Annotated in this window: 11 protein-coding genes; 5 read left to right on the top strand and 6 right to left on the bottom strand. The window is 66.0% G+C overall.

Annotated features, from left to right (window positions below; genetic code table 11):
- Positions 1 to 808 precede the first annotated feature (808 nt).
- Entirely contained in the window at positions 809 to 1,930 is a 1,122-nt protein-coding gene (locus tag DIE12_RS05120; protein WP_124520232.1) for a sensor histidine kinase, read from the bottom strand.
- Positions 1,931 to 2,789: 859 nt separating this feature from the next.
- Here DIE12_RS05120 and DIE12_RS05115 point away from each other — a divergent pair.
- Entirely contained in the window at positions 2,790 to 4,949 is a 2,160-nt protein-coding gene (locus DIE12_RS05115; RefSeq protein ID WP_124520231.1) for a hypothetical protein, read from the top strand.
- A 130-nt stretch (positions 4,950 to 5,079) separates the two neighbouring features.
- Here DIE12_RS05115 and DIE12_RS05110 read toward each other — a convergent pair whose 3' ends face one another.
- The 5 genes from DIE12_RS05110 to DIE12_RS05090 all read right to left on the bottom strand — a co-directional run bounded on the left by DIE12_RS05110 (position 5,080) and on the right by DIE12_RS05090 (position 12,614).
- A complete protein-coding gene (locus tag DIE12_RS05110) occupies positions 5,080 to 6,480 on the bottom strand; it encodes a sensor domain-containing diguanylate cyclase (protein WP_124486247.1) in 1,401 nt (466 codons plus the stop codon).
- Between the two features lie 318 nt (positions 6,481 to 6,798).
- A complete protein-coding gene (locus tag DIE12_RS05105) occupies positions 6,799 to 7,977 on the bottom strand; it encodes an acetyl-CoA C-acyltransferase (RefSeq protein WP_124520084.1) in 1,179 nt (392 codons plus the stop codon).
- 49 nt (positions 7,978 to 8,026) lie between these two features.
- A complete protein-coding gene (gene pncA, locus DIE12_RS05100; protein ID WP_044843660.1) occupies positions 8,027 to 8,659 on the bottom strand; it encodes a bifunctional nicotinamidase/pyrazinamidase in 633 nt (210 codons plus the stop codon).
- A 43-nt stretch (positions 8,660 to 8,702) separates the two neighbouring features.
- Positions 8,703 to 10,787, bottom strand: a complete 2,085-nt coding sequence (locus tag DIE12_RS05095) for a 3-hydroxyacyl-CoA dehydrogenase NAD-binding domain-containing protein (RefSeq protein ID WP_124520082.1) — start codon at positions 10,785 to 10,787, stop codon at positions 8,703 to 8,705.
- 183 nt (positions 10,788 to 10,970) lie between these two features.
- Complete coding sequence (locus DIE12_RS05090; protein WP_124520080.1) at positions 10,971 to 12,614, bottom strand: 3-(methylthio)propionyl-CoA ligase; 1,644 nt, start codon at positions 12,612 to 12,614, stop codon at positions 10,971 to 10,973.
- A 164-nt stretch (positions 12,615 to 12,778) separates the two neighbouring features.
- Here DIE12_RS05090 and DIE12_RS05085 point away from each other — a divergent pair, with 164 nt between their 5' ends.
- The 4 genes from DIE12_RS05085 (at position 12,779) to DIE12_RS05070 (ending at position 15,773) form a co-directional block, all read left to right on the top strand.
- The gene (locus tag DIE12_RS05085; protein WP_124520078.1) at positions 12,779 to 14,347 is read left to right on the top strand and encodes a YdiU family protein; all 1,569 of its coding nucleotides are present in this window, start codon (positions 12,779 to 12,781) and stop codon (positions 14,345 to 14,347) included.
- Between the two features lie 29 nt (positions 14,348 to 14,376).
- On the top strand, positions 14,377 to 14,808 hold the full coding sequence (gene msrB / locus DIE12_RS05080; protein WP_059529717.1) for a peptide-methionine (R)-S-oxide reductase MsrB: 432 nt from the start codon (positions 14,377 to 14,379) through the stop codon (positions 14,806 to 14,808).
- A gap of 124 nt (positions 14,809 to 14,932) precedes the next feature.
- Complete coding sequence (locus DIE12_RS05075) at positions 14,933 to 15,463, top strand: septation protein A (RefSeq protein ID WP_006753406.1); 531 nt, start codon at positions 14,933 to 14,935, stop codon at positions 15,461 to 15,463.
- Between the two features lies 1 nt (position 15,464).
- Positions 15,465 to 15,773, top strand: coding sequence for a BolA family transcriptional regulator (locus DIE12_RS05070; RefSeq protein WP_124486242.1), 309 nt, complete (start codon positions 15,465 to 15,467; stop codon positions 15,771 to 15,773).
- Positions 15,774 to 15,789: the final 16 nt, after the last annotated feature.

Here is a 15,789-nt window from a genome sequence, read left to right as displayed (position 1 = left end):
GAGTAAGAAATTCGGTTCTGACGCCTGCTATCAGGTCCTCGATCGCGGAAGGTGCGTCGACATGGAAACATGCGCGGCCTCACCGGCAACATTGCTGCACCGTCATTGTACAAGTTCGAAATGCATCCCGAGCTAGGACAGCCCGGCCCAAAGCGGCCGTCAGACGCCAGCGGAAGGTTCGCTCTGTATCTCTGCCGGTCCCGGTAGTCGCTGCTAGCGATCGGGGGCAACACGTCCACTCGCACAACTCCACGCCCACGGTCATCCTGTGGCAGTCGTACCAGCAAATGAAAAAGGGGGTATTAGAAGGGGTATCAGACGTACGATCGCATACAATATTTGTTTATAATCAACAGTTTAAAATACGAAATATCAATTCAGCTTCCACATGACGATATGTCTGATCACTTCCGTTGCTCCTGTTCGTGTTGGTTCGGCGGTTCGCCCAGAACCCTTGTCAGCCGGGCGTTACACAGCCCGTTCATCGTTCGCTCGCGTTCGTCGAAATCGCGTCCGGCCGGGAAAAAAGCGGGTATCCAAGCCGGGACGAGTTCAAGACGCCAACCACGATACCCGCTTTTTCACCGTGCCACTTGCGGATGTCACGATCCGCTAGCGAAAGCAGGCAACAAGCGTACCAAACTCACCGGCGCGAATGGACGGCATCTTGAGATGCACCCATCTGGCTAGAAGCGCTGGCGGTATCGATACGGGATTGCCGGAAAGGGGATCGTACTCGCGATCGGCGAATCGCCCTCCGCATTCCGGTTGTAAGCCCCCATGGCTGGCCGCCATCGCGAACCACGGTTCACGCGCCTCTTGGCAGGCGCACCTCGAATACTGTTTCCGTCGGATCGGACCGCGCGTCAATACGGCCGTGATGTGCCTTGGCGATTTCGCTGGCGATGTACAAGCCGAGCCCCAACCCGACATCGTCACTCGCACTTGCCGATTGGTCGGCTCCGCGCTGAAGGGGGTCGAAAATGCGCTCAAGCGTGAGTCGGTCCATCGCCGGCCCTCTATTCCCAACCTCGATGAGCACTTCCTTGTCAGCCGATACCGCCGTCACCCGTACCGGCGTTTTGGACGCGCCATACTTGATCGCGTTGCTCACCAAATTACTCAGCAATTGCTGCATGCGCTGATCGTCCCAGTCCCCCCGGAGGTCGCCGCTTACGTCGACCTCGATTTCCCGATCCGGATGAGCCGCCCGCAGTTCGTCGACCACATTGGCGAGCACACGTGCGAGATCGACATTGCGCGGAACAACGTTGATGCCCAGCCCGAGCTGGGTTCGATTGAAATCGCAGAGATCGTCAAGGAGCCCTTGCATGCGCCCCCCGCTTCTGATCAGCCGGGCCGCGGCCTCCGATACTTCCTCTCCCGCATTGAGCGCCGCCAGATAAGTCGCCGTGATCTGAATGGTCTGCAGCGGCGTGCGCATGTCGTGACCCAGCATGCCCAACAACAAGTTGCGAGCCTGCTCGACCTGCTCGGTAAAGAAAGCGACTGATTCCGCGAGCGCCTGATCGATCGCCTCGTTGAAACGAATCATGTCGTCCATGTGAGGCAGCCCCGGCTGGCACTCGTCGATCCACAGGCGCAGCACACTCGCACGCAGCGCCCGATACTCGGCCGCCAGCTGATTGATGTTGAAACCTCGTCGGGCGCGCAGCACGGCATGCGTCTGCGCGGCGGTTTCCGTGGCGTTCACCGGCTCGGGCGCGCGCCCGAGCGATTTTTCGTGTTGCTCGTCCCGCGTTTGCGGGGTGCCGATGTCCTTGGCCACGGCCTCCAGGATCTGCCGTGAATGGTCGCGTAGCGCGAACGAGTCCATGCCCCTTGCGGCTGGTAACAGCGTGGCGGCAAACGCTTCCCACTGCACCAGGATCGACTCCATGTTCCGCACGATGAAATCAGCTAGTCGCATGTCGCCCCACATAACGAAATGAACGGTGGATGCTCTTGTGATACCGCACGAGATCACGCGAATACCACCGATCGAAGGCGCTTGCATGGCACGCCGCGCGCAAAGCCGTCGTCAGGTGCCCTCTATCGTATGGTGATTTGCCCGGCCCCAAGACGGGCCAGCGCGCGAAGCCGCAATCGCTAATGTGCAACAACTCGTGGTAACGCGAACTTCGTGGTTACCCGTCAAAGGCGCGGCTACGCCTGGCCATCAAAGCAACTTTCACGACCTGTGCTTCGCGATTCTTCGAATCGGCCATTGCCGCGCCCGCCACCGATCCCTTCGCACAACGGTCATGACGGACGACACTGCAGTCGCCATGCGTTCCAGCATTGCCGATTAATCTTCGATTTGAAGCGCCATTTCGGATCAATCGACCGGTCGTTATCCAGATTCATTATTCATTTCGACGGAATTGCATCTTTTACCGGCTCACCGGGTAATAATTACGAAAATCAAATAAAACACATCGAAATTGATCGAACCTGATTGACTTTGGCTTTCATGAAAATCTAGAATCCCCTACAACATCTTTCATCTGATTTTTCCAGCACCGGCAGAGCCTCATCCTTCGCCTGCCGAAAGCGCTCTCCATCGACTTCACCCGTTTCGTAACGGGTGGTGTGGGCTATCGTTTTCCATATTCAGCCTTTATCGCCCCCCGATTAAGAAACGGTTCAATTCGCCCCGCAAGCATCACATCACGATTAATCCGGGCATTTTCAGAATGCCTGCGACGCAGAACGAAGCGGATCGAGCCGTCCGCTCATCCGGGCATTTCGATAAAAAAATCGCAGTCGTCAGGAGGGTCGTCATGAACGTGCATCGCTTCACGAAATCGCTGTGTCTGGGATTCGTCTGCGCCGGCCTGCTGGCCGCCTGCAACGACGACGACGTCCATTCGAACGACACGCCGCCCTCTTCCAGCGCTGCACTGTCGTTCCGCATGGACGCCGGCGGGCAGATCAACGCTTTCTACCGACAGGACAAGGTCGCCGCCCATCTGCTGGTGCGCTCGTCGACGAAGCCGCGCCTGCTTGTCGTGTTTCCGGCCGGCAACAGCGGCACCGGGCTGTGGTTCGACGACACTGCGCAGCCGGTGAACTGGAGCCTCGACACGCCACCGTCCGCACTGTCGGCACCCGACCCGCACGGCCGCCCGCTGTACGGCATCGGCGCCGACGTGTCGGTCGACACCGACACGCTGACGATCCGCCAGGGCGTGCTCAGCAACGTGCGCTTCCTGCGCGACTTCAACGGCGGCGCAACGATCCCGCCGGAGATCGTCACCGCCCCGACGATCCAGGGCAGCGCCGCGCAATGGCAGCGCGACCGGCTCGACGGCGCCCCCGGCTACGCACTGCGCATCACGCTGCGTGACGGCGGCAGCATCGCGACGGCCGCGGACGGCAAGCTGGTGCTGCGCGCGGCGGCCGGTACGCGCACGCTGAAGCTGCATGTCGACGCGCTGTCGGGTGAGACTCCGATGTCGCCGATCACGCGCGCCGACCTGCTCGCCCCGTCCGCGAATCCGGACCCGGTCAGCCAGAACGTGCTCGAATTCCTGAGCTTCCACGACAAGCTGCTGGCCGGCTCGTGGCAGTACGACACCTATTTCGGCCGCGACACGCTGATTTCGGTGCGCATGCTGATGCCGGTGCTCGAACCGGCGGCGATCGAGGCCGGCCTGACGTCGGTACTGAACCGCCTGTCGAACGACGGCAAGGTCGCGCACGAGGAAGGCATCGGCGAATTCGCACTGGTCGACAACACGAAGCACGGCCGGCCGAACGATGCGACGCCGACCTACGACTACAAGATGATCGACAGCGACTACCTGCTCGCGCCGATCGCGGCGGCGTGGCTGATCGACGACACGCGCGGCCAGGCGCGCGCGGCCGCCTATCTCGCGCAGCGCGGCGGCGACGGTCACACCAATGGCAGCCGGCTCGTCGTCAACCTGCTGCACGTCGCGGCGACCGCGCAGCCGTTCGCGCAGCAGCCGTCGGTTGCGAACCTGATCCACCTGCGGCCCGGCGAGATCGTCGGCAACTGGCGCGACAGCACCGACGGGCTCGGCGGCGGCGTCTATCCGTACGACGTGAACGCGGTGCTCGTGCCGGCCGCGCTGCGCGCGGCGAACGCGTTCCTCACGCGCGGCCTGCTCGATCCGTACCTGGACGCCGGGCAACGCGCGGCACTCGCGAACACGGCGGCCGAAGCGGCCACGTGGGAACAGCAAGCGCCACCGCTGTTCCAGGTGAGCGTGCCGGCCGCACAGGCGACGACCGACGTGTCGGCGTATGCGCCGTCGGCCGGCGTACCGGCCGGCACCGCGCCGGGCGCGCCGCTCACGTTCTACGCGTTGTCGCTCGACCAGCAGGGCACGCCGGTTCCGGTGATGAATTCCGACGGCGGCTTCGCGCTGCTGTTCGGCACGCCGCCGGACGACGAACTCCAGCGCATCGTCGCCGACGTCACGCGGCCCTTCCCGACCGGGCTCGTCACCGATGTCGGGATGGTGATCGCGAATCCCGCGTATGCGAGCCAGGAACTGTGGCCGAAGTTCACGAGTTCCGCGTATCACGGCACCGTGATCTGGTCGTGGCAGCAGGCGATGTGGGTCGCCGGGCTCGATCGGCAACTCGCGCGCCAGGATCTGTCGGACACGACGCGCGCGCTGCTGACGCAGGCACGGCAGACGATCTGGCAAGTGATCTCGAACGGGCGCGACATGCGCACGTCGGAGATGTGGACGTGGTCGTACGTGAACGGCCGGTATCAGACCGACGCGTTCGGCACGCGCAGCGCGGACGCGACCGAGGCCAATGCGGCGCAGCTGTGGAGTACGACGTATCTCGCGATTCGTGATCCGCAACTGCGGACCGGCAAGTACTGGTGGCAGGCGATGGAGCGGATGAAGGATGTGCAGCCACAGCAGGCGGCGGCCATCGCGGCTCGCCAGACGATGCGCCAATGAAACGAAAGCCCCGCACGCATATTCGCGTACGGGGCTTCATTCAGGCCGGACGCAAACCGCGCGGACATCGCATCGCGCCGCCATTGCGCTGCATCCGCGCCCACCACGCCGCCGGATGCCCGCTCGTCCGTCAGTGCGCGACCACGCGATTGCGCCCGTCCCGCTTCGCCTGATACAAGCGTTCATCGACCGCGCGCAACAACGCATCGACCGTCCCGCCGTCGACCCCATACTGCGCGACGCCGACGCTGACCGTCACCTGCACGCGCTTGAAATCCAGCCCGAACGGCGAACTCGCGATCGACGAACGCACGCGCTCGGCCGTCATGCGCGCGCCCTCGAGCGGCATCTCGGGCAACAGCGCCATGAACTCCTCGCCGCCGACTCGCGCGAGCGCACCGGCCGGACGTATCGCCTCGAGACACTGGCGCACGACGCCGCGCAGCACCTCGTCGCCGATCTGGTGCCCGTATGCATCGTTGATGTTCTTGAAGTTGTCGAGATCGAGCGCGAGCAGGCAAAACGGCGTGCCGTCGCGTTCCGCGCGCACGATCTCGCGCTCGACTTGCGCGATGAACTGGCGACGGTTGGACGCGCCCGTCATCGGATCGGTCGCGGCCATGTATTCGAGCTTCTGGTTCGTGCGGCGCAGTTCCTGCAACGCACTCTCGGTGCGCGCCATCGATTCCGACAGCCGGCTCATCAGGTCTTCCTGGCTGTAGATCGCCGAGAACGAGCGCGTCGTCTGCAGCGCCTGCACGACGCCGTAGCTGAGCAGGAAGAACCCGCCCGCGAAGATGGCATGCGCGAGCCACCACATGTGATTCCACGGCTTGCCGAGGATGAACGCGAGCGACGACAGCGCGAACGCCATGATCGACACGCCGTAGATCACCATCAGCGGCGAGCGGATGCGCCGCGCGAGCAGCACGCCGACGTTCAGCAGCGAAAACACCAGCGCGCCGCCTTCCATCGACAGCCGCGTACCCGGCGCGCCGGCGACCGGCGAATAGGCGATGTACGCAACCGCCACGTTGATGGTCACGAACAACCCGACCCACGGCAGCCACGTGCGCGCGCGCGTACGCTTCTCCACCCGATCGGGCGGCTGCGAATACGACAGCAGGCCCGTGAGCAGCAGGATCGACATCACGAGGCGCGAGGCGGGCCCGTACAGCAGGAACAGCCAGATGTTGTGGTGCGCCATCCCGGTGAACAGACCGTGCAGCGCGTAGATCATCGCGAAGCCGAGAAAGCCGAGCGTCAGCCAGCGCAGCAGCGGCTCGCCGGACGATCGGTAGCACACCCACGTCACGTAGGTGACGAACGCACCTTCGAGGGTCGCGGCCGCGATCGCGATTTCATGGAATGCGTGGTTCTCGAACACGACGTGCGGGTCGCTGAAGAACCACAGATAGGCAATCAGATAGGCCGGCAGCAATGCAAAACCGACCAGCAGGCATTTCGCGTAGAGCCTCGCGGCCGCGCTGACGACGCGCGGCGGTTCCCCGGCTGCATAGGTCGTGCTCAATTTGGTCCCCGTTTCGGTCTGCTGCGTGGTTCGAACGCCCACGGTGCCGGAAACGCGCGATGCATCGTCTTCGCCGGCTACCGGAAACGCGTTACGTGCGCCGGTACGACGCACGCGTTGGCCCATCCCGCCGAAAGGCAAATGTCAGAGCAAGTATAGGTGCGGCAAATCGTTTGACAAGTAAGGGGAAACGGCAGCATCGAATGCATGGCGTTTGCTTCCTTTCCCTTACGAATCGCCCACGGATTTCGCCGATTCGCATTGCGGCCGCAGCTTCGGTCCCCCGAAAGCCGCGGCCGCCCCGCCCGCGCACAAATATCAGACGATTTCGAACAGGCCGGCAGCCCCCTGCCCGCCGCCGATGCACATCGTGACGACCACGTATTTCACGCCGCGCCGCTTGCCTTCGATCAGCGCATGGCCGGTCAGGCGCGCACCCGACACGCCGTACGGATGGCCGACCGCGATCGCGCCGCCGTTCACGTTCAGGCGCTCGTCAGGAATCCCGAGCGTGTCGCGGCAGTACAGCACTTGCACCGCGAACGCTTCGTTGAGCTCCCACAGGCCGATGTCGTCGACCTTCAGCCCCGCCTGCTTCAGCAGCTTCGGCACCGCGAACACCGGGCCGATGCCCATCTCGTCCGGCTCGCAACCGGCGACCGCGAAACCGCGGAACACGCCGAGCGGCTGCAGCCCCTCGCGCTGTGCGACATCCGCGTTCATCACCACGCACGCCGACGCGCCGTCCGAGAACTGGCTCGCGTTGCCCGCGGTGATCACGCCGCCCGGCACGGCCGAACGGATCTTCGCTACGCCCTCGAGCGTCGTGTCGGGCCGGATGCCCTCGTCGGCCGACACCGTCACGTCCTGCGTGAACAGCCGGCCCGTCGCCTTGTCGGCGATGCCTGCCCGCACGGTGATCGGCACGATCTCGTCGTTGAAGCGCCCGGCTTCCTGCGCGGCCGCGGCGCGCAGTTGCGAGCGCACGCCGTACTCGTCCTGCCGCTCCTTCGCGATCCCGTAGCGCTTTGCGACGTTCTCGGCCGTCTGGAGCATGTTCCAGTAGATCTCCGGCTTGTGCTCGACGAGCCAGCCCTCCTGGATCATGTGCCGGTTCATCTCGTTCTGCACGCACGAGATCGATTCGACGCCGCCCGCGACATACACGTCGCCCTCGCCCGCGATGATCCGCTGTGCGGCGAGCGCGATGGTCTGCAGCCCGGACGAGCAGAAACGGTTCACCGTCATCCCCGGCACGCTCACCGGCAGCCCGGCGCGCAGCGCGATCTGCCGCGCGATGTTCGCGCCGGTCGCGCCTTCGGGGTTCGCGCAGCCCATGATCACGTCCTCGATGCGCGCGGGGTCCAGCTTCGCGCGTTCGAGCGCGGCCGCGACCACGTGGCCGCCGAGCGTCGCGCCGTGCGTCATGTTGAATGCTCCGCGCCACGATTTCGCGAGCGGCGTGCGTGCGGTCGATACGATTACGGCTTCGGTCATGCGAGTCTCCTTCGGTCCTGCTTGATGTTCTGCGTCGGATAGGAATGCGCTACGCCGTCGGGCGCGCGCCCGCGGACGTCACATGTGCGACGCCCGCCGCCTGCATCTGTTGCCATGCGTGCGCGAGCGACCCGTTCAGGTCGATCGCACGGCATGCGTCGTTGATCACGGCCGCCTCGAAGCCGGCCGCGCGCGCATCGAGCGCGGACCACGCGACGCAATAGTCGGTCGCGAGCCCGCAGCACCACACGCGCTTCGCGCCGAGCTCGCGCAGATAGCCGGCGAGCCCCGTGCGCGTCGTGCGATCGGCTTCGACGAACGCGGAATAGCTGTCGACCTGGGCGTCGCCGCCCTTGCGGATCACGAGCCGCGCGTGCGGAATGTCGAGGTCGCGATGCAGCGCCGCGCCCTCGGTGTCCTGCACGCAGTGCACGGGCCACAGCACCTGCTCGCCGTACGGCAGCGCGAGCGTGGAAAACGGCTCGCGGCCGGGATGGTTCGCCGCGAACGACACGTGTTCGCGCGGGTGCCAGTCCTGCGTCAGCACGACCTGGTCGAAGCGTTGCGCGAGCGCGTTGATCACCGGCACGACCGCGTCGCCGTCCGGCACCGCGAGTGCGCCGCCCGGCATGAAGTCGTACTGCACGTCGATCACGAGCAACACGTCGTCAGTGCGTTTCATTGCATTTCTCCTTGCAAGCCTGGCCGCGCGGTCACGCCGGCCGTCAGCCGTTGAACCCGCGCCCGGCCCTGGCGAGCTCGACGATCGACGGCGCGAGCTGCCACGCGTCGCCGTTCGGTGCGGCCGCATAGCGGCGGATCGCGCGCTCGACGTTGTAGAGGCCGACCATGTCCGCATACAGCATCGGGCCGCCCCGCCACAGCGGGAACCCGTAACCGGTCAGGTAGACCATGTCGATGTCGGATGCCTTCGACGCGATCTTCTCCTCGAGGATCTTCGCGCCTTCGTTGACGAGCGCGAACACGAGCCGCTCGACGATCTCGTCGTCGCCGATCTTGCGCCGCTCGACGCCGCGCTCCTTCGAATACGCGACAACCATCTCGTCGACGAGCGCCGACGGCTTCGCCTTGCGCTCGCCCGGCACGTAGTCGTACCAGCCGCCGCCCGTCTTCTGGCCGAAACGGCCCTGCTCGCACAGGCGGTCGGCGATCTTCGAGTAGTGCAGATCGGGTTTCTCGACGTAGCGGCGCTTGCGGATCGCCCAGCCGATGTCGTTGCCGGCGAGGTCGCTCATCCGGAACGGGCCCATCGCGAAACCGAACTTCTCGATCGCGCGATCGACCTGCGCGGGCAGCGCGCCTTCCTCGAGCATGAAGAGCGCCTGGCGGATGTACTGCTCGATCATCCGGTTGCCGATGAAGCCGTCGCACACGCCCGACACCACCGCCGTCTTGCGGATCTTCTTGGCGACCGCCATCACGGTCGCGAGCACGTCCTTCGCGGTCTGCGCGCCGCGCACGACCTCGAGCAGCTTCATCACGTTCGCCGGGCTGAAGAAGTGCATGCCGACCACGTCCTGCGGACGCTTCGTGAACGCGGCGATCTTGTCGACATCGAGCGTCGACGTGTTCGACGCGAGGATCGCACCGGGCTTCGCCACCGCGTCGAGCCGGCCGAACACCTGCTCCTTCACGCCGAGTTCCTCGAACACGGCCTCGACGATCAGGTCCGCGTCCTTCAGGTCGTCGTAGGACAGCGTCGGCGTGATCAGCGCCATGCGCGCGTCGAGCTTCTGCTGCGTGAGCTTGCCCTTCTTCACCTGCGCGTCGTAGTTCTTGCGGATCGTGGCGAGGCCGCGGTCGAGCGCGTCCTGCTTCGTCTCGAGCAGCGTGACGGGCAGGCCCGCGTTGACGAAGTTCATCGCGATCCCGCCGCCCATCGTGCCCGCGCCGATCACGCCGACGCGGCGGATCTCGCGCACCGGCGTATCGGCCGGCACGTCGGGAATCTTGCTCGCCGCGCGCTCGCCGAAGAACGCGTGCCGCAGCGCACGGCTTTCCGGCGTCATCATCAGCGCGACGAAACCGTCGCGTTCGGCGACGCTGCCCTTGTCGAAGCCGTTCAGCACGCCGGCCTCGATCGCGTCGATGCACTTGTGCGGCGCGGGGAAATTCGGGGCGGCGGCCCGCGCGGAATTGCGCGCGAACTGGATGAAGCCCGCAGCATTCTCGTGGACGATCTTGCGATCGCGCACGCGCGGATGCGGCCCCTGCTGCGCGCCGACCTTGCGCGCGAACGCGATGGCTGCGTCGAGCAGGTCGCCGTCGGCCATCGCGTCGAACAGCCCGCTGTTCGCGAGCTGTTCCGACGGCACCGGCGCGCCCGACACGATCATGTTCAGCGCGGTTTCGAGGCCCACCGCACGCGGCAGGCGCTGCGTGCCGCCCGCGCCCGGCAACAGGCCGAGCTTCACTTCGGGCAGCGCGACCTGCGCACCGGGCGCCGCGACGCGATAGTGCGCGCCGAGCGCGAGTTCCAGGCCGCCGCCCATCACGACGCTGTGCAGCGCCGCGACGACCGGCTTCGCGCTCGCCTCCACCGCGCGGATCACGGTGTGCAGCGTCGGCTCCTGCAAGGCCTTCGGGGTATTGAATTCGGTGATGTCGGCGCCGCCCGAGAACGCGCGGCCCGCGCCGGTCAGCACGATCGCCGTGACCGACGGATCCTGCGCGGCACGATCGAGCGCGTCCATGACGCCCTGGCGCGTCGACAGGCCAAGCCCGTTGACCGGCGGATTGTTGAGCGTGATGACGGCCACGCCGTCGCGAGTCGAGTAATCCACTGCCATCTGCCTGCCTCCATGCATCGCGCGCCGGGGTGGCTGCGCTTCATTGTGCGCGGTCGAACGGCCGCATGTCCGGATCGAACGGAGGCAGCATACAACGAAAAAGCACGGTCGTTCAATTTGAATTTGTTCACGATCCGGGGGCCGGATCGGGCGACCGCGCGGCGGGCCGTCGGCGGCCGCGGCTTACGGTGCGCAGCGCGCCGTCGGCAGCACGTAGTCGCGGAACGTCTCGCGCAGCTTCAGCTTCTGCAGCTTGCCGGTCGCGGTGTGCGGCAGCGATTCGACGAACACGACATCGTCGGGCACCCACCACTTCGCGACCTTGCCTTCGTAGAACGCGAGCAGCGCGTCGCGGGTCAGGTTCGCCCCCTCCCGCGGCACCACGACGAGCAGCGGACGCTCGGTCCATTTCGGGTGCGCGCACGCGATGCACGCGGCTTCGGCGACGCCCGGGTGCGCGATCGCGACGTTCTCGATGTCGATCGAGCTGATCCACTCGCCGCCGGACTTGATCACGTCCTTGCTGCGGTCGGTGATCTGCAGGAAGCCGTCTGGGTCGATCGTCGCGACGTCGCCGGTCGGGAACCAGCCGTCCGACAGCGGCGACGTATCGCCCTTGAAGTAGTGATCGATCACCCAGGGCCCGCGCACCTGCAGCTCGCCGAACGCGACGCCGTCCCACGGCAGTTCGCGGCCGTCGTCGCCGACGATCCGCATGTCGACACCGCAGATCACGCGCCCCTGCTTCTCCAGCAACCGGCGCTGCACGTCGAGCGGCCGCTGCGACTGCGCCCAGTTGAGCTTCGCGAGCGTGCCGAGCGGCGACAGCTCGGTCATTCCCCACGCGTGGATCACGCGCACGCCGTATTCGTCCTCGAACGTGCGCAGCATCGCGGGCGGGCACGCCGAACCGCCGATCACCGTGCGGTTCAGCGTCGAGAAGCGCACGCCGGCCTCGCGCATATAGTTCAGCAGCCCGAGCCACACGGTCGGCACGCCCGCGGAGAACGTCACGCGTTCGGCCTCCATCAGTTCGTACAGCGACTTGCCGTCGAGGTCCTTGCCGGGCAGCACCAGCTTGCCGCCGGTGAGCGGCACCGCGTACGGCAGCCCCCACGCGTTCACATGGAACATCGGCACGACGGGCAGCACCGCGTCCAGCGCCGACAGGTTCATCGCGTCGGGCAGCGCGGCGCCGTAGGCGTGCAGCACCGTCGAGCGATGTGAATACAGCACGCCCTTCGGATTGCCGGTCGTGCCCGACGTGTAGCACAGGCCGGACGCCTGCAGTTCGTCGAGGCGCGGCCAGTCGTAGCGGCCGTCCTCGGCGTCGACGAGCGTTTCGTAGCACAGGTACGGCGTCGCGCCGGACGGCAGGTGCGCGGCATCCGTCATCGCGATCCAGCCCTTCACGTTCGGGCACTGCGGCGCGATCGCGTCGACGAGCGGCGCGAAATTGATGTCGAAGAAGACGTAGCGGTCTTCCGCGTGATTGACGATGTAGGCGATCTGCTCGGGAAAGAGCCGCGGGTTGATCGTGTGGCACACGGCGCCCATCCCGCCGATTCCGTAGTACGCCTCCAGATGCCGGTAGCCGTTCCAGGCCAGCGTGCCGACACGATCGCCCGCTTCGACGCCGAGCCGTGCGAGCGCCTGCGCGAGGCGCTTCGCGCGCTGCTCGCAGTCGCGGTACGTGTAGCGATGCAGGTCGCCTTCCACGCGCCGCGACACGATCTCCGTGTCGCCCGCATAACGCGCGGCATGCGCGATCAGCGACGACACCAGCAACGGCATGTCCATCATCTGGCCCAGCAACGGCTTACCCATCGTCTTGTTCTCCCGGAAGGACGCGAATCGGTGACCAGCCTCGAAGCGATGCGCCAGCCTGCAACCCGTCCACGGCCCGGACCGGCCTGGCGCAAGGCGCGCGGGCCGCCATGCGGGCGGCGCGGCGCCGCCTTACAATATCGGCTTACCCAGAGGCGCTCAACATGTCGTTTTCCCGAAGCGCAGCCGCTACGGCTGACACTCTCCCCGACCTCGCCGCCACGCTCGGCGCGCCGGCCGTCGGCGCGTTCGTCGCACTCGGCGACGCGTTTCATACGCGGCTGCCGGCAGCACCCCTGCCCGCGCCGTACGTCGTCGGCTTTTCCGACGAAGTCGCGCGCCTGCTCGGCTTGCCGGCGTCGCTCGCCGCCCAACCCGGATTCGCCGAGCTGTTCGCCGGCAACCCGACGCGCGACTGGCCCGCGAGCGCGATGCCGTACGCGTCGGTGTATTCCGGCCACCAGTTCGGCGTATGGGCCGGCCAGCTCGGCGACGGCCGCGCGCTGACGATCGGCGAACTCGCCGGCAGCGACGGCCAGCGCTACGAACTGCAGATCAAGGGCGGCGGCCGCACGCCGTATTCGCGGATGGGTGACGGCCGCGCGGTGCTGCGTTCGTCGATCCGCGAATTCCTGTGTTCGGAAGCGATGCATCACCTCGGCATTCCGACCACCCGCGCGCTCACGGTGATCGGCTCCGACCAGCCGGTGGTGCGCGAGGAGATCGAGACGTCGGCCGTCGTCACGCGCGTGTCGGAGAGCTTCGTGCGCTTCGGCCACTTCGAGCACTTCTTCTCGAACGATCGCCCGGACCTGCTGCGCCAGCTCGCCGATCACGTGATCGAGCGCTTCTATCCCGCATGCCGCGACGCCGACGATCCGTACCTCGCGCTGCTCGAAGCCGCGACGCTGCGCACGGCCGACCTCGTCGCGCAGTGGCAGGCCGTCGGCTTCTGCCACGGCGTGATGAACACCGACAACATGTCGATCCTCGGCGTGACGATCGACTACGGCCCGTTCGGCTTCGTCGACGCGTTCGACGCGAACCACATCTGCAACCACTCCGACACGAGCGGCCGCTACGCGTACCGGATGCAGCCGCGCATCGCGCACTGGAACTGCTACTGCCTCGCGCAGGCGCTGCTGCCGCTGATCGGGCTGCAGCACGGCATCGCCGACGACGATGCGCGCGCCGAGCGCGCGGTCGACGACGCGCAGGCCGTGCTCGCGAAGTTTCCCGAACGCTTCGGTCCGGCGCTCGAGCGCGCGATGCGCGCGAAGCTCGGCCTCGAGCTCGAACGCGAGAACGACGCCGAGCTCGCGAACAAGCTGCTCGAAACGATGCACGCGAGCCATGCGGACTTCACGCTGACGTTCCGCCGGCTCGCGCAGATCTCGAAGCACGACGCGAGCCGCGACGCGCCGGTGCGCGACCTGTTCATCGATCGCGACGCGTTCGACGCATGGGCGAACCTCTACCGCGCGCGGCTGTCCGAGGAAACGCGCGACGACGCGGCCCGCGCGGCCGCGATGAATCGCGTGAACCCGAAATACGTGCTGCGCAACCATCTGGCCGAAGTCGCGATCCGGCGCGCGAAGGAAAAGGATTTTTCCGAAGTCGAACGACTCGCGCAGGTGCTGCGCCGCCCGTTCGACGAACAACCGGAACATGAAGCTTATGCGGCATTGCCGCCCGACTGGGCCGGGTCGCTCGAAGTGAGCTGCTCGTCGTGACCCGACCGACCGATCAGGAGAACTCCCACATGTCACACGATTCCGACGACAAGACCTTCCCGTACCAGAAGGACGACGCCGAACTGCGCCGCCGGCTCACGCCGATGCAGTACGAGGTCACGCAGCATGCGGCGACCGAGCGCGCCTTCACCGGTGAATACACCGACACCGAGGACGCCGGCATCTACAAGTGCGTCGTCTGCAGCACGCCGCTGTTCGAATCCGGCGCCAAGTTCCATTCGGGCTGCGGCTGGCCCAGCTACTTCAAGCCGCTCAACGGCGAGGTGATCGACGAGAAGATCGACCGCTCGCACGGAATGGTGCGCGTCGAGGTCCGCTGCAACCATTGCGGCGCGCATCTCGGCCACGTGTTCGAGGACGGCCCGCGCGACAAGACCGGTTTGCGGTACTGCATCAATTCGGCTGCGTTAAACTTCGAGTCCCGACCCGAAAACGAATGAGCGGCACCGGACGGATCGGTCGGACAGCCTGCTCGGCTGCCCCGATCCCGGACGGTGGCGCCCGGCGGGTCCCCACAACGGTGAAAGGCCGCGCGATGCGGCCTTTCACGCAGCTGCGAGCGCCATGAAATTCCTGTTCGATCTGTTTCCGATCATCCTGTTTTTCGCCGCCTTCAAGGTCTGGGGCATCTTCACCGCCACCGCCGTCGCGATCGTCGCGACGCTGGCCCAGGTCGCGTGGGTCGCCTTCCGGCACCGGAAGGTCGACACGATGCTGTGGGTCAGTCTCGGCGTGATCGTCGTGTTCGGCGGCGCTACCCTCGTCCTGCATGACGAGAAATTCATTCAATGGAAACCGACTGTGCTGTACTGGCTGTTTGCGATCGGGCTGCTCGCCGCGCGCTATGCGTTCGGCAACAACCTGATCGAGAAGATGATGGGCAAGCAGCTCACGCTGCCGCACCCCGTGTGGGACAAGCTGAACGTCGCATGGGCGCTGTTCTTCGCGGTGCTCGGCGTCGCGAACCTGTACGTGGTGCACAACTACACCGAATCGCAGTGGGTGAACTTCAAGCTGTTCGGCACGACGGGCGCGATGGTCGTGTTCATCATCCTGCAGAGCCTGTGGCTCACGAAGTACCTGAAGGACGAATGACATGACCGACGCTTTCCTCGACGCCTCGCCCGACGAACGCATCGCGCTGATCGAAGCGCGCCTGACCGCCGCGCTCGCGCCGCTGTCGCTCGCGGTGCGCGACGACAGCGCGCAGCACGCGGGTCACGCCGGCGCCGCTGCCGGCGGCCACTTCACGGTCACGATCGTGTCGGCCGCGTTCGCGGGCAAGCCGCGCGTCGCGCGGCACCGGCTGGTGTATGATGCGCTCGCTGATGCGATGCAGCGCGGCATTCACGCGCTCGCGATCGTGGCTTACACGCCCGAAGAATTCAACGAATCTTCAATCTAGTCTCAACAGGAATTCC

It is taken from the genome of Burkholderia sp. Bp9015 (genome assembly GCF_003853505.1).
GTDB lineage: Bacteria > Pseudomonadota > Gammaproteobacteria > Burkholderiales > Burkholderiaceae > Burkholderia.
This window is presented reverse-complemented; position numbering and strand designations above follow the sequence as displayed.